This is a genomic window from Halobacillus sp. KGW1, from assembly GCF_001592845.1.
GTDB lineage: Bacteria > Bacillota > Bacilli > Bacillales > Halobacillaceae > Halobacillus.
Window position 1 is genome coordinate 22,923 of the sequence record NZ_LSOC01000003.1, and the last position, 18,434, is coordinate 41,356.

At 45.4% G+C, this 18,434-nt stretch carries 26 protein-coding genes; 12 read left to right on the plus strand and 14 right to left on the minus strand.

From position 1 onward, the window contains the following. Positions 1-49: 49 nt before the first annotated feature. Positions 50-541 carry a ferritin gene (locus tag AXG56_RS09075; RefSeq protein ID WP_062514155.1) on the minus strand — a complete coding sequence of 164 codons (492 nt, stop codon included), beginning with the start codon at positions 539-541 and terminating at the stop codon, positions 50-52. Between the two features lie 80 nt (positions 542-621). Here AXG56_RS09075 and AXG56_RS09080 point away from each other — a divergent pair, with 80 nt between their 5' ends. Further along, positions 622-1,140 (plus strand): GNAT family N-acetyltransferase, encoded by a 519-nt coding sequence (locus tag AXG56_RS09080; RefSeq protein ID WP_062514157.1) that lies wholly within the window; start codon positions 622-624, stop codon positions 1,138-1,140. A 22-nt stretch (positions 1,141-1,162) separates the two neighbouring features. On the opposite strand, the gene AXG56_RS09085 is transcribed toward AXG56_RS09080, so the two are convergent. The 3 genes from AXG56_RS09085 to AXG56_RS09095 all read right to left on the minus strand — a co-directional run bounded on the left by AXG56_RS09085 (position 1,163) and on the right by AXG56_RS09095 (position 3,065). Continuing rightward, positions 1,163-2,095, minus strand: coding sequence for an SDR family NAD(P)-dependent oxidoreductase (locus tag AXG56_RS09085; RefSeq protein WP_062514158.1), 933 nt, complete (start codon positions 2,093-2,095; stop codon positions 1,163-1,165). A gap of 48 nt (positions 2,096-2,143) precedes the next feature. Then, positions 2,144-2,719, minus strand: a complete 576-nt coding sequence (locus tag AXG56_RS09090; RefSeq protein ID WP_062515232.1) for a TetR/AcrR family transcriptional regulator — start codon at positions 2,717-2,719, stop codon at positions 2,144-2,146. Between the two features lie 121 nt (positions 2,720-2,840). Then, on the minus strand, positions 2,841-3,065 hold the full coding sequence (locus AXG56_RS09095) for an NAD(P)H nitroreductase (RefSeq protein ID WP_008637558.1): 225 nt from the start codon (positions 3,063-3,065) through the stop codon (positions 2,841-2,843). A 273-nt stretch (positions 3,066-3,338) separates the two neighbouring features. Here AXG56_RS09095 and AXG56_RS09100 point away from each other — a divergent pair, with 273 nt between their 5' ends. From AXG56_RS09100 to AXG56_RS09105, 3 genes are all read left to right on the plus strand, one after another. Next, complete coding sequence (locus AXG56_RS09100) at positions 3,339-3,674, plus strand: hypothetical protein (RefSeq protein WP_062514160.1); 336 nt, start codon at positions 3,339-3,341, stop codon at positions 3,672-3,674. 52 nt (positions 3,675-3,726) lie between these two features. Continuing rightward, positions 3,727-3,903: a hypothetical protein gene (locus tag AXG56_RS19655; RefSeq protein WP_008637557.1), complete on the plus strand. Its 177-nt coding sequence runs from the start codon at positions 3,727-3,729 to the stop codon at positions 3,901-3,903. Between the two features lie 83 nt (positions 3,904-3,986). Continuing rightward, on the plus strand, positions 3,987-5,477 hold the full coding sequence (locus tag AXG56_RS09105) for a potassium/proton antiporter (RefSeq protein WP_062514162.1): 1,491 nt from the start codon (positions 3,987-3,989) through the stop codon (positions 5,475-5,477). Between the two features lie 46 nt (positions 5,478-5,523). Here AXG56_RS09105 and AXG56_RS09110 read toward each other — a convergent pair whose 3' ends face one another. Next, positions 5,524-5,748, minus strand: coding sequence for a hypothetical protein (locus AXG56_RS09110; RefSeq protein WP_008637555.1), 225 nt, complete (start codon positions 5,746-5,748; stop codon positions 5,524-5,526). Between the two features lie 112 nt (positions 5,749-5,860). Then, the gene (locus AXG56_RS09115; protein WP_008637554.1) at positions 5,861-6,919 is read right to left on the minus strand and encodes a M20/M25/M40 family metallo-hydrolase; all 1,059 of its coding nucleotides are present in this window, start codon (positions 6,917-6,919) and stop codon (positions 5,861-5,863) included. A gap of 122 nt (positions 6,920-7,041) precedes the next feature. On the opposite strand from AXG56_RS09115, the gene AXG56_RS09120 reads away from it, so the two are divergent. Together AXG56_RS09120 and AXG56_RS09125 are read left to right on the plus strand one after the other, a co-directional pair. Continuing rightward, the gene (locus AXG56_RS09120; protein WP_008637553.1) at positions 7,042-7,599 is read left to right on the plus strand and encodes a thioredoxin family protein; all 558 of its coding nucleotides are present in this window, start codon (positions 7,042-7,044) and stop codon (positions 7,597-7,599) included. A gap of 96 nt (positions 7,600-7,695) precedes the next feature. Beyond that, positions 7,696-8,694: a TrkA family potassium uptake protein gene (locus AXG56_RS09125; protein ID WP_008637552.1), complete on the plus strand. Its 999-nt coding sequence runs from the start codon at positions 7,696-7,698 to the stop codon at positions 8,692-8,694. Here the strand turns inward: AXG56_RS09125 and AXG56_RS09130 are convergent. The 3 genes from AXG56_RS09130 to AXG56_RS09140 form a co-directional block, all read right to left on the minus strand. Then, complete coding sequence (locus AXG56_RS09130) at positions 8,677-9,093, minus strand: YugN-like family protein (RefSeq protein ID WP_026578276.1); 417 nt, start codon at positions 9,091-9,093, stop codon at positions 8,677-8,679. The two genes, AXG56_RS09125 and AXG56_RS09130, sit on opposite strands and share 18 nt — an antisense overlap. Positions 9,094-9,188: 95 nt before the next feature. Next, complete coding sequence (locus AXG56_RS09135; protein ID WP_008637550.1) at positions 9,189-10,535, minus strand: glucose-6-phosphate isomerase; 1,347 nt, start codon at positions 10,533-10,535, stop codon at positions 9,189-9,191. A gap of 144 nt (positions 10,536-10,679) precedes the next feature. Then, positions 10,680-11,846, minus strand: coding sequence for an iron-containing alcohol dehydrogenase (locus AXG56_RS09140; protein WP_062514164.1), 1,167 nt, complete (start codon positions 11,844-11,846; stop codon positions 10,680-10,682). Positions 11,847-11,991: 145 nt separating this feature from the next. Between AXG56_RS09140 and AXG56_RS09145 the strand changes: the two genes are divergently transcribed. Beyond that, complete coding sequence (locus AXG56_RS09145; RefSeq protein WP_008637547.1) at positions 11,992-12,228, plus strand: DUF378 domain-containing protein; 237 nt, start codon at positions 11,992-11,994, stop codon at positions 12,226-12,228. 44 nt (positions 12,229-12,272) lie between these two features. Here the strand turns inward: AXG56_RS09145 and yugI are convergent, their stop codons facing one another. Beyond that, entirely contained in the window at positions 12,273-12,659 is a 387-nt protein-coding gene (gene yugI, locus AXG56_RS09150) for a S1 domain-containing post-transcriptional regulator GSP13 (RefSeq protein WP_008637545.1), read from the minus strand. Positions 12,660-12,839: 180 nt separating this feature from the next. Here yugI and AXG56_RS09155 point away from each other — a divergent pair, with 180 nt between their 5' ends. Beyond that, a complete protein-coding gene (locus tag AXG56_RS09155; RefSeq protein ID WP_026578274.1) occupies positions 12,840-13,193 on the plus strand; it encodes a helix-turn-helix domain-containing protein in 354 nt (117 codons plus the stop codon). Between the two features lie 210 nt (positions 13,194-13,403). Beyond that, positions 13,404-14,570 (plus strand): MalY/PatB family protein, encoded by a 1,167-nt coding sequence (locus AXG56_RS09160; protein WP_008637542.1) that lies wholly within the window; start codon positions 13,404-13,406, stop codon positions 14,568-14,570. Between the two features lie 44 nt (positions 14,571-14,614). Here the strand turns inward: AXG56_RS09160 and AXG56_RS09165 are convergent, their stop codons facing one another. After that, a complete protein-coding gene (locus AXG56_RS09165) occupies positions 14,615-15,184 on the minus strand; it encodes a superoxide dismutase family protein (RefSeq protein WP_062514166.1) in 570 nt (189 codons plus the stop codon). An 89-nt stretch (positions 15,185-15,273) separates the two neighbouring features. Then, positions 15,274-15,480 (minus strand): hypothetical protein, encoded by a 207-nt coding sequence (locus AXG56_RS09170; protein ID WP_062514168.1) that lies wholly within the window; start codon positions 15,478-15,480, stop codon positions 15,274-15,276. A gap of 125 nt (positions 15,481-15,605) precedes the next feature. On the opposite strand from AXG56_RS09170, the gene AXG56_RS09175 reads away from it, so the two are divergent. Both AXG56_RS09175 and deoD read left to right on the plus strand, forming a co-directional pair. Then, on the plus strand, positions 15,606-15,986 hold the full coding sequence (locus AXG56_RS09175) for a kinase-associated lipoprotein B (protein WP_008635689.1): 381 nt from the start codon (positions 15,606-15,608) through the stop codon (positions 15,984-15,986). A 97-nt stretch (positions 15,987-16,083) separates the two neighbouring features. Continuing rightward, a complete protein-coding gene (gene deoD / locus AXG56_RS09180) occupies positions 16,084-16,794 on the plus strand; it encodes a purine-nucleoside phosphorylase (RefSeq protein ID WP_062514171.1) in 711 nt (236 codons plus the stop codon). Positions 16,795-16,824: 30 nt separating this feature from the next. Here deoD and AXG56_RS09185 read toward each other — a convergent pair whose 3' ends face one another. Beyond that, on the minus strand, positions 16,825-17,025 hold the full coding sequence (locus AXG56_RS09185) for a hypothetical protein (protein ID WP_062514173.1): 201 nt from the start codon (positions 17,023-17,025) through the stop codon (positions 16,825-16,827). Positions 17,026-17,220: 195 nt separating this feature from the next. Here AXG56_RS09185 and AXG56_RS09190 point away from each other — a divergent pair, with 195 nt between their 5' ends. Continuing rightward, positions 17,221-17,703: a divergent PAP2 family protein gene (locus AXG56_RS09190; RefSeq protein WP_008635699.1), complete on the plus strand. Its 483-nt coding sequence runs from the start codon at positions 17,221-17,223 to the stop codon at positions 17,701-17,703. Between the two features lie 63 nt (positions 17,704-17,766). On the opposite strand, the gene AXG56_RS09195 is transcribed toward AXG56_RS09190, so the two are convergent. Further along, on the minus strand, positions 17,767-18,408 hold the full coding sequence (locus tag AXG56_RS09195) for a 3D domain-containing protein (RefSeq protein WP_062514175.1): 642 nt from the start codon (positions 18,406-18,408) through the stop codon (positions 17,767-17,769). Positions 18,409-18,434 lie beyond the last annotated feature (26 nt).

Below are 18,434 nucleotides of genomic sequence, written 5' to 3' on the forward strand. Positions count from 1 at the left end.
TCGCGCTTCTTTCTGCGTTACCAAATTCCCTACATTACCGAGCTGTTTTTCATCCTGCTGCCTGCCTTTGCCCAAGCTCTTGATCTAAAAGTAAAAGCGCAGAGGAATTGTTTTGGGCCAGTGATAAGCGATCCACTATCGTTTGAGCCTGAGCCTCTTCATCTATCTGTTCCCGGAGAAAATCTTGAATAATGACAGCCGCCTGCGGGTCCACCTGGACGGCATAATTGTAGGCTTGTCTGTAGGAATTAGTAACAAACTGCTCATGTTCCAAAACTTTTTGGAAGGTTTCCAGGGGCGTTCCATATTCACTGGGCTGGGCCGGAATATTGGATAATTGAACGGTACCATTCTTGTCACTCACATATTGGATCAATTTCAATAAATGGGTTCGTTCCTCATCAGACTGAAGCTGCAGCCAATGAGCCATGCCCGTATAATTCTCTCTTGCCATATAGGCAGACATGGCAAGATAAAGGGTCGTTGATACTTGTTCAATTTCAATGAGTCGGTTGAACAGCTTCTGCATCTCCTCATTCATACAATCTCCTCCTCTTTGAAAACTCATTCCATGATATGCTGAAGGTGGGAGGAATATTTAGGTTTGTAAGGAGAGATTAGATGAATATACAAATGCGACAAGGAACGATCGATGATCTTCCAGCAGTTAAAGAGATTATCCGATCTGCTCAGCTGAAGCTTGCAGCCTCAGGATCACCGCAGTGGTCCGGTGAGGATGCTCCATCGGAGGCAAGGCTTAGAACGGATATGGAAGATGGAAATAATTATGTTTTTCTCATCAATCAGCAAATTATAGGTACCGCTGCCCTGACAAAAGGTCAGGAGACTGCATATGAAACCATCGTTTACGGCCAATGGGAGAAAAATGATGCCGATTACGCCGTTATTCACAGATTCGCCATCCTTCCAGAAAGGAACGGGCGCGGGTATGCAGCTCTATTCTTCAAGCTTCTGCTGGCCGCCGCTCGGGAAAGTGGGATGTCAGAAGTAAGAATAGATACGCATCCTTTAAACAGAGCAATGCAGAAGGTGATCACCAATCATGCCTTCCAATTCAAAGGGATCATTCATTTACCAATTCCGCATGGAGAAAGGTATGCCTACCAGGTATTCTTATAAAAAGGGCTGCCTTCCTCGCCCTCTAAGAACGGTGTCCTGCCATCGCTTCCATCGTCCGACCAATACCGTCTTTATACGATGTTGTCGGTACAGGACCAATCTCCCTTTCGAATTTGGCTCCCGATAAAACAACAGGCTGTTCATATAAATACATCATTTCCACAAACTCTCTCATCATTTTGTCAAATAGACCAAGCATCCTCACCATTCCTTTTGTGACAGTAATCACCCGTTTGTCATAACCGCTTTCTCCTTTTAACAACCGGATAATCTCCTCTCCCGATATGACTCCAGCTCCTGGTATATTCCACGTCTGTCCGTATGCAGAAGGGCGAATCGCCAGCGAAAGAAGTGCTTTCGCACCATCCGGGGTATAAATATATTCCCTTGGCTTCCGCTTATCTCCAATAAATATCCCTCGTTTATTTGCAGCTGCTCCTTGCAGCGTTTGGCCAAGAACCGTATTTTCTGCATTGGGCCCGTAAAAATCAGGGAAATGAGCAATCATCCAAGGTACCTGCGCTTCCCTTACAAGGTTTTCAACTTCTAAACGGATGTTCCCCTTTTTAGTTAAGGGAACTTTGGGAGCATCCTCCTTTATTAAAGTTCCCATTCCGGGACCATAGGCATAAATATTGTCGACAATGACCAATTTACTGGCTGCCTTTTCCGAGGCGTTTATGACATTCTGCATCAGCCGCAGCTGATGTCCCGCCCATTGATAGTAAGGAATGCTAACCGCATGGAAGATCACATCGACTCCCTTAGCAGCCTCATGCAAATCTGCTTCTGAGAACACATCCCCCGCTAAGATCTGCGCCCTTCCCCGGAACATCCGTTTCAGCTTTTCTTCTGTTCTTGCAAATGCAACGACCTCTATGCCTGCTTCCAAAAGTTCTTCTACCAGGGCGCTGCCCATTCCCCCGGATGCCCCTAATACCAATGCTTTTTTCATCATTCTCCACCCCTTATTAACCACTGGTCAATTATCTGCAAAAAAAATTTATATATCCAGTGATTTTATAATAAATTCTGCATGACCTTCTACGAGACTTTTCATTTCGTTAAACGTCTGCCCTGTCTTGTAATAGTGAACGACGAAACCGTGTAAGGATAAAAACGCCGACCAGATGCTCTGGGTCGTTGCGCATTTAGGACCGACAAGCGCAGCAACTGCCTTGGCAAACCGTTCATAACTCCTATTCGGCTCCTCATTCATGAGCGTGTTCAATTGCTCATCTTTGATTAGAAACATCATTTCATAATGACTGGAGTAATCGATACCGAATTTCATGTAGGCGACGAATAGGTGTTTCAACTTTTGTACAGGATCTGCTTCTCCCCTCATTATTTCTTCCAGGATTTCATCGAGGAGCGCGAAGTCTTTGGCTACGACAGCATAAAATAAACCGGCTTTATTATTGAAATGATAATAAATCATTCCATGGCTCATTTCCAGCTCGGCAGCGATCTGCCGCATGGACACATCTCTGAATCCTTTCTTTACAAAGAGATCTCTCGCGACGTTCAATATAGCTTCTTGTTCTACTTGCTGTTCGATCGGTTTTCTAGGTGTAATCGCTGACTCCTCCTCATTTATTAACCACTGTTCAAATAAAATATAAAACAATTAGAATTTTATGTCAATAATAATTACCATAGCAAAAACCCGGTCCTTTACAGATAGGGTTCCAGCTCAATTACTCTATCCATTCCGCCATGTTCTTCATATTCCGTCTCATCTTCGGCCGGGACGGGTCCTCCGCTCGACAGCCGAAGGCCGCCATGGAAGATACTCCATAGGTTTCTCTATCCAAAAGAACCTGCGCTTCCCCCTTTAACTGTTCACGCAGCTCGGGGTTTGTACAATCGATATTTCCACGGTCAAAGCCTAAGGAACTTGGAGATAACCTGGCTGTCTCCAAAATGAAGGTGAAGTCTTCTTTAGTAATTTTCTTCGCAACATGAAACCTTTTCGTTGTGTTTCTGAAGTAAGGATTCTATAATATCTTTCTGTTTTCACGACTCATGTTTAACACCCTTTCTTATTGTCTAATTCTTTCTACCATGGTAATTCACATGAAAAACTCCTACAAGCTTTCGGCATCACGCACATTTCAAAACAAGTTTTCCAGCCAAAGTTAAGAGAGAAAATCTCTGATATAATGAATAGGTACAATCAGGAAAGGGGGACCGTGATGAAGAAAGATATTTTTTTGATATTGGTGGTTTTTTTGAACTTCGCCGTTTTTTTCAGTCCATCTGAAAAAATCGACGATATAAGAAGCACACTGGCTCATGACTCCGAATTCTCAGCAGCCGTTTCTTATTCTGATCATCAGGCTATCAAAATACAAAACCAATCGATCCCCCAGCCCGTCAGTACGAAAGGCCTCGATCCAACTATTTGCGGGGACTCCCCTGCAGATTTCCCTGTGGCGTTTGATAAGATCCGTTTCCGAAATATCGATCTTTCTAAAACCAGCAGGCCGGGGTTTCTCATTACGATATATAACCAATCCAATTACATATGACTTCTCCTTATGCCAAACGTATGATCTTGATTCAATAAGGAGACGAATGTGAATGAATGAAAAAGATAAACTGACCTATGTTGTCGTCTGCTTCCTTATCTTCTTTCTATTTTTCGGTGGGATTTATGTATCAGGTATCCTCACCGGAGTCCATTGGGAGGGTTACACGTTTGAACTCTCCTGGAAAATGATCAATGTGGAAGAGCTGAAACATATTATAGGTCTGTAACCATCCGGGAAGGGGCTGTTCCATTCGCCCCTTCTCTTCATTCCCAATTCGTCAAACGCCATTCATAAGGAGAATTTCATTACATGTTTTTAGACACATTTGGAACCGATGCATTTCTTTTATTAGTTGCTTTCCTGCTGTTCAGCGGAATCTTCGCCGCTAAGTTTTCCAACAGATGGGGTGTGCCTTCCCTCATCTTGTTCATCATCGTAGGTATGCTTGTAGGAAGTGACGGACTCGGAATCATTTATTTCGATAACGCAGATACAGCTCAGCTTATCGGTGTGCTGGCTTTGGTTATCATCTTATTTGAAGGTGGCCTGCATACGAAATGGGCAACGGTCCGTTCTGTAGCCGTGCCCTCTCTATCGCTCGCTACCGTGGGAGTCTTAGTAACCTCCTCAACGATTGGAGTCGCTGCCTATCTCCTCTTCGATTTAACATTACTCGAAGGTCTCCTTCTAGGTGCTATTGTTGGATCGACAGACGCCGCCGCGGTTTTTGCGGCTTTGAAAGAAAGAAATATAAAGGCAAAGATGGGTGCCACATTGGAAGCAGAATCAGGAACCAATGATCCGATGGCCGTTTTCCTCACGCTTTCATTCATTGAGCTGATCACCAAGCCGGATGGTTCGATCTGGATGCTGATCCCGACCTTTTTTCTCCAAATGGGGATAGGTCTCGTGTTGGGGATCATTTTTGGGAGGCTCGCTTCTTATTCCATCAATACTATTAAACTAGGGTCCAGCGCATTATACCCTATTCTTTCGGTAGCCTTCGCCCTGATTACTTATGGGATTACAGCATTCGTCGGGGGAAGTGGATTCCTAGCCGTTTATATTGCTGCCCTTGTTATAGGAAACAGGGAGCTTACGTACCGGTATTCCATCTTTCAATTCAATGAAGGATTCGCCTGGATGGCTCAGATCCTTATGTTCATCATCTTGGGACTTCTCGCGTTCCCGGAGCAGGTTTTCTCTTCTGCTGTCATCGTAGATGGCTTGATTCTCTCCATCCTGTTGATTGTCGTCGCCCGTCCGCTCGCCGTTTTCTTGTCCTTGATCAAGCTAAAGTATTCCGTCAAGGAGAAGCTCTTCATTTCATGGGCCGGATTGCGCGGAGCCGTACCGATTGTGCTCGCTACCTTTCCGATTGTAGAAGGTTTGGAGAACAGTCAGATCATCTTCAATATCGTCTTCTTCATCGTTCTGACCTCCGCTCTTGTGCAAGGGGCCAGCATCTCTTGGGTGGCCAAGAAGCTGGACTTGGTCGGACCTCAGAAAGATGTACCGCACCACTCGATCGAACTTATATCGATGGGGAAAGCAGCCGCTGAAATGGTGCAGTTTCAAACGAGCGAAGAATCCGCGCTTGTCGGTCAGAAATTGAAAGAATTGACGCTGCCGAACCATTCAAATATTAACGCAATCATCAGAGACAACCAGGTCATCACCCCCTATGGCGAGACCGTGATTCAAGCCGGCGACTTCCTATATATTCTCGTCGAATCTAAATATAAAGATCAGTTGAAAAAACGCTTGGAGCAGCGAGCATCAAAAAAAGATCGAGGATAGATAAAAGAGCGAAGCCTGACGGCTCCGCTCTTTTTTAGCTTAAAATTCAGCTCAGCCGCTTCTCAGGAGCCGCTTTCACTTTTTCCGTCGCGTCGATGAACAACTTCAACGTCGAAGATACTGTCGATACATCCACCAGTCCGTCCTCACTGTCTTTCACTTTATCAAGCTGAAGCAGGAGATAATCATCGTATCCCTGCAGTTGCAGCTGGCCCGCGCAAATTTTCCCTTTCAAAGACAAAATTTGTTCGTGTAGTCTTTCCCGCTCCATGCAGATCACTCCCTCATATTAGAAAGATTATATCTGCTATTCTTGCCAACTATGACTACTCTTAACCAAAACAAGACAAAACGCCCGGATAAATATCCGGACGTTCTCTGTCTTAATCTTCAAGTGGATTCAAGCTTTCTTCCCCGGTCATACCGGCAATCATGTCGACGAGAAGCTCAATCTCCTCTTCTATATCCTTCATGCTTACTGTTTCAACTGGAGAGTGCATATAACGGAGGGGTAAAGAGACGAGACTGACCGGTACTCCACTTCCCGTCAACCGCATCTTATCCGCATCGGTGCCTGTCATCCTTGGTGTCAATTCGTACTGGACGTCCATGTTCAACTTTTTGGCCGAGCGTTCCAGCCATTTGTTGATCTTACGGTTGATCGGCGCTCCCTTGGCAAGAACCGGTCCACCATCGAGCCGGACGTCTCCATATTTGCTTTTATTTACTCCAGGGTAGTCCGTGGCAAACGTCACGTCGCAGGCGATCGCCATGTTCGGCTGAATGCCCGCTGCTGCGAAGTACGCACCACCCATGTTCGTTTCTTCATTGACCGTGCTCGCCGCATAAACACCTACACGGAGCTTCTTGTCCTTTAACCGTCGTAAAACTTCCCCTACGATGAACTGCCCCGTTCTATTATCCAGTCCACGACCTGCTATGTAACGATCCATAAGTATCTCAGGCTCTCGTTTGTAGACAGCAAGATCGCCAATCTGCACGTACTCTGCGATTTCATCCTTCGATTTTGCTCCACAATCGATAAAGAGATCTTCCACACCGAAATCCCCTTTTAAGCCTCCGTGGTGCTGCGCATTGACGCCGATCACTCCTGTCAGCTCCTTTTCTTCCCCAAGGACTCTCACTTTCATACCGACAGCTGCTTTCGGATTGATGCCTCCCATTTTATCAAAATGGAGATACCCTTGTTCATCAATCCTGTTGATGACTAATGCAATTTCATCACAGTGACCTGCAAGCAGGATCTTGAAGTCCGCATCCGGGTTAAGGACTGCAATCGCATTACCGGCATTATCGGTTCTTATCTCATCCGCTGCTTCTTCCATATCCGCAATCCATTTCTTCTGTATCTCCATCTCCATGCTGGAGGGGGACGGGGTAGTCAATAGTTCCAATAAGAAATTAAGTCGATCTTCATTCATAATTACTCCTCCTTCACCTTTCCATCATATCAAAAATAACGGGGAAAACATTAATCGGATGCATATTCCTTTGCAGGAACGGGAACAAGACCTTGTATGGATTTTTTGAGGAGGAATTAGTTATGCGCTTAGAAGAATGGTTTAACAAAGGAATGACGGCACAAACGTACGTCGATCAAATGCAGACACATCAGGAAAACTTTATTTATATATACGAAAATTTCGGGATACCGGTCGAAGATGAACCAACATTTACGCGCTCCCGAATGAACGGACTTCGAGCGATTGTGTTAACCGAAGACTGGTGCGGAGATGCCATGATGAATGTACCCATTTTCCTTCGTATGGCGGAAGCAGCTCAAATACCAGTTCACTTCCTTTTGAGAGATGAGAATTTGGATTTAATGGACAACTATTTGACAGACGGACGTGCCCGTTCCATCCCGAAAATCATCTTGATGGATAAGAATGGGGAAGAAGTGGCAAACTGGGGACCGAGAGCGCCCGAAGTCCAACAGTTCATTGATACAGCAAGACAAGGCCTTCCGGATAAAGAGGCCGAAGACTTTAATGAAAAACAGAAAGAAATGCTTACCTTCATTACGAAAGCTTACCGTGATCATCATGATTTTTGGAATTATGTGTATGAAGATTTAAAGAAGACATTCTTTGCTTATTAACAGCTTGCCGCCTGCCCTGTCGTGCGGCAGGCTTTTTCTATGTTTGAATACGTTCTTCCAGAGACATACTGTAGATAAAAAAGGGGCACCAAAGCCATGCAGCATTGGGTACGTTTATATTTTCAACTGCCACTGTTCCTGAGATTGTTAGCAACGGTGTTTTTTACGATGACGTTGTTCGGATTCGTCATCCATATGATTGAACCCGCAAACTTTCCAACCGTCTTTGACGGAATCTGGTGGGCATTCGTTACGGGAGCAACCGTCGGGTATGGCGACTATGTTCCATTAAGTCCCTATGGTAAACTGATGGCTATCCTGCTGATCTTATCCGGTGGTGGACTGGTCACTTTCTACATGGCTACACTCTCCGCTTCCACCGTCAAGCATGAGACGGATCTATCGGAAGGAAAAGTCCCGTACAAAGGAGCCAAACACCTGGTCCTCATCGGGTGGAACGAGCGGACAAGACATTTGATCGATATGATTCAGAAGCATCAGCAGCCGGAAGAAGTCGTGCTGATCGACCGAACGATGAATACCTTTTATCAGCGCCTTCCCTCTGTCCACTTCATCAGCGGCAGCGCGACGAATGAAGAAACGTTGGAGAAGGCAAATCTGCTTCATGCCAAACTTGCCATCATCACTGCGGATCCTTCTTTATCAGAAGAACAGTCCGATCAGTCCGTCATCCATCAGATTGTCGCCGCAAAGGGACACCACCCCGGGCTGTTTATTATCGCAGAAGTACTGACAGATAAGCAGAAAATTAATGCGGAACGGGCCGGTGCGGATACCGTCATTCGCTCCAATGACTTCATGAGCAGCCTCTTCTATCAGGAACTCTACCGGAATGATCCGGCGAAGCCGTTCGAACTCCTGCTCGGCCTGCTTGCAGAACGGCAGTTTCATGAAGAAGCTGTTCCAAAGTCTTTGATTGGAAATCCTGTCACGGAGGCCTTCCAATACTATATGAAAGATTGTTACCAGGTCATCGCTGTCCGCCGCAGGGAAGATGTGCTGTTTCATATCCATCCGGACCTTACGCTGCAAGAGGGAGACGTGCTCGTTGTTTTCTCACCGCTTCGTAAGTAATGCTTGTTCCACCTTTTTTAACAACTCCCGCCCTGTATGCACGTGTTCTTCAGGGAAACTGGCATCTTTATCGACAGGCTCTTGAAATTGATCAAAAATGGCTCGGAAATTCCCTTCTTTCACATTATCATCGAGACCCGGGTTATATTTATGGGAGAGCAGAAAGGGTTCCTTCATCTCCACAAGTGCATAATCACTAGGTGCATCCAAAGATCCTGAGGTCACGACGAACGGAAGACGAATAAACTGGTAGCCGACATGATCATCAATTTTATAATCGAAATAACCATGCTCATAATCCCAATTATCCGCTAGTTTAAAGCCGAGACCCTGAAGTTCCTTCTCCAGTTCATTAAACTTATAAGTCGTTCCTGTAAGCGGGGAAGATAGTGGTATCATCGCTCATCACTCCTTTCTCTTTTACTATGCCCAAATAAAACAAGGGGGATCATCCTTTTTATGGATGATCCCCCTCTTTATACTATTTACTGCCTTTATAGTCTTTTCTCCAGTTTCTCTTTTTCATCTTCAAAGCCAGGCTTACCCAGAAGAGCGAACATATTCTTCTTATACGCTTCTACGCCGGGCTGGTCAAACGGATTGACACCCAGGAGGTATCCGCTGATTGCACAAGCCTTCTCGAAGAAGTACACAAGGTAACCAAAGGTGAAAGCATCACGCTTCGGAAGGTGAACGATCAAGTTCGGCACATCTCCGTCTGTGTGAGCAAGCATTGTACCGAGGTATGCCTTCTCGTTGACTTCGTGGACTGTCTCCCCTGCAAGGTAGTTCAAACCGTCCAGGTTCTGCTCGTCTTCCTCGATCGTAATATCAGAATTGGAATTCTCCACGTGAAGGACCGTTTCAAACATATCTCTTCGTCCATCCTGAATATATTGTCCGAGAGAGTGCAGATCTGTAGAGAAGTTGGCAGAAGCCGGGAAGATTCCTTTGTAATCTTTGCCTTCACTTTCTCCGAACAACTGTTTCCACCATTCAGCGAAATACTGAAGGGACGGTTCATAATTGACAAGCATTTCAATTGTTTTGCCTTTGTTGTAAAGAACGTTTCTTACAGCAGCATATTGATAAGCAGGGTTTTCCGACAGCTTGTCCGTGCTGAGTTCTTCACGAGCCTGCTGCGCGCCTTTCATCATTTCCACGATGTCGATACCACTTGCCGCGATAGGCAGCAGACCAACGGCAGTAAGAACAGAATAACGGCCGCCTACATCATCCGGTACCACGAAGGATTCATAGCCCTGCTCGGTAGCAAGTGTTTTAAGGGCACCTTTATTCTTATCCGTTGTAGCATAGATGCGCTTCTGCGCTTCTTCCCTGCCGTATTTCTCTTCCAGGAACTTACGGAATACGCGGAAGGCAATAGCAGGTTCCGTCGTCGTTCCGCTTTTCGAAATGACGTTGATGGAAACGTCTTTATCCTTAAGCACATCGAACAAGTCGTTCATGTAAGAAGGACTGATGCTGTTTCCTACAAAAAATACCTGGGGAGTTTTGCGCTCTTCTCCACCGAGTACATTGTAGAAGCTGTGGTTCAGCATTTCCAGCGCTGCACGGGCACCAAGATAAGATCCGCCGATACCGATGACTAAAAGAACATCAGAATCAGATTGAATCTTCTCTGCTGCTTTTTGGATGCGGGAGAACTCTTCTTTATCATAATCTTCAGGCAGATCGACCCAGCCTAAAAAGTCGTTCCCTGCACCGGTTTTCTCATGTAGGTTCTTATGAGCCAGAGAAACGGCTCCCTGCATATATTCTAGTTCATGTTCACCAAAGAACGGCAAAGCTTTTTCGTAATCAAAACGAACGTGTGTCATAAATGTCCCTCCAAATCATCATTTTACTTCATCCACTTTTCACTTTATCGGAACCTTTCATCCAAATCAAGCAAGCACTTTCATGAAAGCGTGTACAAATAGAATTCATCAAAAAAGGTGCGGGCAGCCCGCACCTTTTCTCCATTACTTGGACATTTCCAGAATCTTCTGTACGTCGTCTTCTTTAAGCTTGTTGAAGTTCCCGAAAGCTCCACGTTTCATGGAACGATCGACAATAACGTCGAACTTCTCTTCTCCGATTTCGTAATCGGCAAGTCGCTCCGGCGCTCCGAGGGAAGACCAGAATTTTCTCAAAGCATCGATTCCTTCTTCCGCCACTTCCTTCTCGCTCTTACCTTCTGCATTGACGCCGAATACGTTTGTCGCAAGTTTGGCGAAACGGGACGGGTCCACGTCCAGGTTATGCTTCATCCAGTTAGGGAAGAGAATCGCCAGTCCACCCGCATGTGGAATATCATAAACGGCGGAAACAGCATGCTCGATGTTGTGACTCGCCCAGTCTCCGCGATATCCCATTTGCAGCATACCGTTTAGTGCAATCGTTCCAGCATATAGAATCGTCTCACGATGCTCGACAGATTCCAGATTATCAAGAAGCTTAGGGGCCGTTTCCATGACAGCACGCAGGACGCCCTCGATCATTTCATCCTGTACCGGTGACTTGGTCGGATTGTGGAAATATTGTTCAAACATGTGCGTCATCATGTCTACGATTCCGTAGATAGTCTGATCTTTTGGAACACTTGTCGTGTAGGCGGGATCCAAAATGGAGAACATAGGGTTTGTCAAAGGCGCAGCACCCCAGCCGTACTTCTCATTCGTTTCCCAATTTGTGATGACCGCACCGGCATTCATCTCACTACCTGTAGCAGCAAGGGTAAGGACCGTTCCAAACGGAAGCGCTGATTCTGGTGTCGCCTCTCTTGTAACAAGATCCCAGGCATCACCATCGTATTTGGCTCCAGCAGCAATGGTCTTCGTGCAGTCGATGACACTTCCACCGCCTACAGCGAGGATGAAGTCGATATCGTTTTCCTTGCATGCCTCGACCCCGCGTCTAACCGTGGAAAGTCTAGGGTTTGGCTCTACACCGGAAAGTTCAAAAACCTCTACCTCTGCCTTTTTCAATTCCGCCACAACTGCATCATACACGCCGTTACGCTTGATGCTTCCCCCTCCATAAACGAGGAGAACTTTATTTGTATTTTCAGGTAATTCTGTTTGTAATTGTGTCACTTGGTTCTGTCCGAAAATTAATTTCGTCGGATTATGAAATTTAAATGCATCCATTGATAAAACTCCCTTCATGAACATTCGATGATTATTATCCCCGAATTCAGATGATATCTCAAAAGAAATGCTTGATGAATAAATACGACCCGCTTGTTCAATTATAAAGACGAACCATGAACTTATAAAAAAAGGAGGTTGGACCATGAGTTGGATTCAACGTATCGCCCTTCTGCTTATCATCGTAGGCGCAATCAACTGGGGATTGATCGGATTGTTCCAATATGATTTAGTCGCAGGACTATTCGGCGGTGGCGAACAAAGCGGTGCCTTCGCTCGTGTCATATATACACTTGTAGGGATCAGCGGACTTATCGCCATTTCCATTTACTTCTCACCGGCAGCAGAATACAGCGACCGGACAGCGGAAACGACTGAATAAAAAAAAGCCGGGTCCTCTAGGACCCGGCTTTTTCTACCTGTACTTTATTTACGGAATTTTTCGCGGTCGTCCGATTGTTTGATCCAATCTTCCAACTTGTCTTTAAGCGTGTTGAAACCTGCAGTTGATTCTTCATGCTTTGGTGCTGCAGCCTGCTTGCGCGGACGACGTGGTGCTGCCTTTGGAGCTTCCTGTGTCGCACGGATAGATAGAGAATACTTGTTGCTCTTCTCGTCGATGTTCAAGATCTTAACTTGAACTTCATCACCTTCAGAAAGGTGCTCATTAATATCTTTCACATACCCGTGGGTAACTTCTGAAATGTGCACAAGACCTTGAACTTTTTCATCCAATGCAACGAAAGCACCGTAGGGCTGAATTCCTGTAACTTTACCTTCTAATACTTGACCTTCTTGGAACTTCTCTGACATTCTATACAACTCCTGATTTGTTATTATTCGCTTCATTTCACGCAATTAATGATTTTAGCACAAAAACCTCCAATAAGCAAAGTACAGTTTTGATAAACACCCTTTATTTTTCGGAATTTCGACACTTTGTGCATCATTGAACATGGTATAATAGATAATAATGACAGAGGAGGAACCTGTATGTCTGTAGGAAATAATATTAGGAAATACCGTGAGTTAAAGAATTTCACTAAAGAAGAGCTCGCTATGAAAGCGAGAATGGGCGTCCAAACATTGGAAAGCTACGAAACAGATGAGCGCGCACCGGAATTAGATACCATCCTTAAAATATCAACCGTTCTGGATATCCCGGCATCCGAACTGATGGAATTTCAAGAAGAAGATACAACCATTGATGAAGAGTTGCAGAACTTGATTGCAGAAGTGGGCGTCAAGCGGACTAAACTCTTGTTGAAAAAGACACGGGATTTCTCGGAAGAAGACGTTCTTCATGCTATGAAACTACTTTATGAATTAAATCAGCAAAAAAAATGAAAAAGTAGGTTTATAATCTATCAAAACTGGATATATTAAATAACGTAAGACTTTCTCGTATTCCCCCTGTGTAAGCAAAGCGAACGTTCGCTTTGCTTCTTTTTTTTGCTCTCTTTTCCCCATCATCCCGGTCAAACAACATATTTTCTTCTTCCATGGATTTTCGGTTATGATAGATTACAGAAATTAAAAGTATAGGAGGCCATCGTTTTGGAACAGTTCAAACGAGTCATTTCACGTAAGGGAACCCGCTCTGTCAAATGGGATATGGCAGAAGAATTGTATAAAGATAAAGACGTTCTTCCTATGTGGGTAGCAGACATGGATTTTCAGACCCCCAAGGCGGTAACGGCAGCAATAAAGGAACGTGTCGATCACGGCATCTTCGGCTATACAGTCCCAGATGACCGCGTAAAGCAGCAGATCGTACAGTGGCTTCAGACTAGACATGATTGGTCCATCGATCCGGAGTGGATTACCTACAGTCCCGGTGTCATTCCTTCGCTTCATATGATCATTCAATCATTGACCGATATTGGTGACAACGTCATTATCCAGACACCGGTCTATCCACCGTTCTACAGCGTAGTCAGGGACCACGGGCGTCACATCATTGAGAACCCGCTGATCGTAGAAGGAAACAAATATGAAATTGATTTTGAGGACTTTGAGAAGAAAATTAAAGAAAACAACGTCCAATTATTTATTCTCTGTAATCCCCATAACCCGGTCGGACGTGTTTGGACGCGGGAAGAGTTGAACCGGTTGAGCAGCATTTGCCTTAAGCACGATGTCCGAATTATTGCTGATGAAATACATGCGGATCTTATATACAGCGGGCACCGTCACATTCCAATCGCCTCTGTTTCTGAAGACGTCAGCAGAAAGACTATCACCTGCATGTCACCGACCAAAACGTTTAATTTGGCGGGGCTACAAGCATCTTTCGTCGTAACTGCTGATAAAGAATCGAAAGAGAAGCTTGATAAGCAATTTAAAAATCAAGGAATGGGTATGTTGAATACTCTGGGGCTTACAGCAATGGAGGCGGCATATGAGCACGGCGAAGAGTGGCTGGAAGGACTAATGACAACCCTGGAAGAAAACAGGGACTACGTTATGGAAAGGCTCCATAACGAAACCGCTGTACGTGTCTTTCCTGCGGAAGGAACCTACCTGCTTTGGCTTGACTGTACCGGGTTGGAAATGAAGCACAGCGAACTCAAATCCTTCATGCAGAAGCAGGCAAAAGTCGGTTTAAATGACGGCGTCTCCTTCGGTAAAGCAGGAACAGGATTTATGCGGATCAATATCGCTGCTCCCCGCTCTACCATTGAAGAAGGTGTATCACGAATTATCGAGGCTGCAAGGAAATAGAAATGCGAGTAGATAAAAAGCCGCCCGGCCGGGCGGCTTTTTATCTACTCTTCTTTTTTATCTGGTTCCGTCGGATCGCTTGCTTCATCCCCATCCGCTTTCAGCGTAATTTTCCCGCATGCAACCCGCTCTCCGGAATTACCGGAAGGCTGCGACATTCCATCATCCGCTTCACTCGTAATGACCAAGGAGGTGCCCTCTTTTCTTAAAAGGGACATTTGGTCGTCTTTCAAGGTAGCTTCCGGAAGCACCAATTCTGTATCCACCATTCCGCTGGCATCCGCTTCGACATTAGGAAGATCGCCGGCATGCGGCCCCTTCTCATTCATTAACCCGTGATCCTTGGATAGTGGATTAAAGTGATTACCTGCTGTTTGAAAGTCCGGCGGCTCACATTTAGGAAACTCGTGAACATGTAAACCGTGCGGACCAGGTTCAAGTCCTTCTACCTTCAAAGTCACTTGAACACCCTCCGGCGTTTCCTTTAATGTGGCCGTACCAATTTTGTCGCTCTCTGCATTATAGATCGACGTATCAAGCGGTGACCTCTCTTCTCCTGTGCACCCGGCCATTAATATTAGCAATAAAGCTGTTCCTATCCATTTGTTTACCATCTACATCCGCCCTTCCAACATAGTTATGGATAGTATCTCCCTATACACACAAAATATGAGGAAGGAACGGGATCATAAAAAAAAGCCGCTCAGGATTTCCCTTCCCGCGGCTTTTGATCTTCACGATTCATGGTATCGGATGTTTGTTCTAGCTTGTCCCACTTCTTCTCTTCTTTCTGAGAGGCCCTGATAATCCAAATCATAGCGAGCGATGCCAACACGATGAAAAGCAACAGCATGAATACCGCCGGGATGTATTCCGACTTGTCCTCTGGAAAGTACAAAAATTCCATCATACCAAAACCACTTCCTTCCATTTCATTATAACAAAGACACAAGCTCTGTTCTTACCTGCCCGTCATTTTTTCCAACGAATAGGACCTTTGCTATAATGGTGTAAAAGATATATGGAGGTCTAATAATGACGGAGATAAAACAGGGAAGCACCGTTAAAGCCCATTATAAGTCAGGAATCTACATAGGCGAAGTCGTAGAGGACCGAAATCGATTTTTCCTGGTGAAAGTGTTGGCCGTGGCAAAGCACCCCATGCAGGGAGACCTGCACAATCCAGGGAAGACCGAGGACGTCTTCTTTCACCAAAGGAAGGCCTTGAGCTATACGGAAAAAGCAAACGTTCAGAAAGAAGCCGTCCATCTGTACGAAGGGGATATCCCGGAGTACAAGCAGTCATTAAAAGACTCCGTTGAAGCATTAAAGGAAAAGTTAATGCGCAGGGAAACGACGTTTAACCAAAGCGCAAAAGATAGACTCGAAGATCTTGAGCGCCAGTATTTCGAATGAGGGAAAACCACCCTTCAAAGCCAATGAAAGCGCATTTGTTTTCTCTTATGCGGTGTGGTAATTTAAAGTAGTCTTAATTTATGAGGAGGTCATACCTATGACAACACACATCGGAGCCAATCCTGGCGATATCGCTGAAAAGATCCTGCTGCCCGGGGATCCACTGCGAGCTAAATATATTGCAGAAAATTTCCTGGAAGATGCAACGTGCTACAATGAAGTTCGCGGGATGTACGGATACACTGGTACATACAAAGGCGAACGCATTTCTGTACAAGGTACAGGCATGGGTGTCCCTTCTATATCCATCTATGTCAATGAGCTGATGGAAAGCTACGGCGTACAGAAGTTGATTCGAGTAGGTTCCTGCGGCGCACTGCAAAGCCACGTAAAGGTAAGAGATGTCATCCTTGCTTCAACATCAACGACCGATTCCCAAATGAACCGGATGGTATTCGGCGGCATCGATTATGCGCCGACTGCTGACTTCGAACTTTTGAAAAACGCCTATGATGCCGGGACGGAAAAAGGTCTGAAACTTCGTGTAGGGAACGTCTTCACAAGTGACAGCTTCTATAGGGAAAACGCAATGGAAACGTTCGAGCTGCTCGCTAAGTACAATGTACTTGCCGTCGAGATGGAAACAACCGCGTTATATACACTGGCAGCCAAATATGACCGTCAGGCCCTGTCGGTTCTTACAGTCAGCGATCATATTCTGACAGGAGAAGAAACAACTGCTGAAGAGCGCCAGACAACGTTCAACGAAATGATTGAAGTAGCATTGGAAGCTGCTATTAAAGAATAAATGCAAACGCACCCGTTCCGGGTGCGTTTTTTATAGAACGGACCGGACATCATTTCGTCGTATTTCATGGAGATCCTCTCCTGTTCGAATAAACAGCAAACTACCCGTCACTGCCTCCAATTTTCCTGTGTACCATTCTGTAATAGTAACAATACTGCATATGGTACCTACTTTTTGATGCGTGGGGACCCCGAATAAAAAGGAAGTAAGATTATTGGATTTCTCCTTCATCAGCCTGCCTCCTGTCGACTGTTATCTTTTATCTTATCTTCCTGGAAGAGCATCGGGCAGGGCTGATGCCCAGATATCCATCTTTAAAATACAGAACACGGCATGTAGGACGGAGACCGTGCTCCTATGGTATAATGCTTAATAATTCATTGGTACACATTCCCATCACATACCGCAGGAAGAAAGGATGTCACCATGCTGTTAGATCTATTGCATAACTTCCCCTTATGGGCGGCCATCGCCTCCATCGTATTCGCACAAATCGTCAAAATACCCATCCAATTCATCGCATCCAGAAAGCTGAACGCAAGCCTTGCTTTCAGCACCGGCGGTATGCCCTCGAGCCACTCAGCTGCTGTTACCGCACTTGCGACCGGTGTCGGAATCGAACAGGGATTCGGCTCCTCGATTTTTGCGGTCGCCTGCGTTTTTGCCATCATCGTTATGTTTGACAGCACTGGTGTAAGACGCCAGACCGGTGAACAGGCGATTATGTTAAACATCCTCTTAAAAGACTTTAATCGTTTCGTAAGTGAAGCGAAGAGCTGGCAGGCGAAGGAAGAATACCAGAAAAAAGAAGAATTGAAGGAACTGCTGGGTCATCAGCCGATCGAAGTATTCTTTGGCGGTTTGACCGGCGTGCTGCTCACCTTTTTGTTCCACACACTCCTTTATTAATGACTGTAAAGATAGAAAAACTAAAAAGAACCCTTCTCCAACGTGTGGAGCAAGGGTTCTTTTTCATCGTATCATTTGGGAACGGAATACCTGCATGGACTCCTGTTCATTCATCTTGTTCAAGTCTTCTTCTGACAATTCTCCATTACCTTCTTTAATGACATAGACGTGAAGTGTTTGTTTCCCCCACTGTTTGTACACGTCCTCAACCGAGGGATAATAAAGATCCAGTCGGTCCCCTTTAATGGCACCGCCTGTATCTGCGACCACTCCATAGCCATAGCCCGGAATGAAGAGAATCGTACCAAGCGGAAACAGCTCAAGGTCTGCTGCGATGGTGGAATACAAGTCCCTCTTCACCGTCACTCCTGAATACGTAATTCCGTAGGCCGGATGACTTTCGTCCTTTCCCGTCGACTCTACTCCTGCCGTATAACCCGTAGCCGTCACCTCATATCGGTCGTACTGAGCAAGATCCAGAGAAGCTTCCAATTTCTCGAGTGCCTCCACATTGGCAGCGCTCGCTACGTGTTTCGGGCGCTGCATGGAACCGGACACTTCTTCTGCCTGCTCTTCCCCGTCCATTTTTATTTTCAGCCAATCATCCACATCTTTGATCGATAGATTCGTTATATTTGTGACCGTACTGTACCATGCAAATAGAAACAAAACGGAAAAAAATATATAGGTCGTCCACTTTTTCATGAAATCACCTCTAGGTGTCATCATGT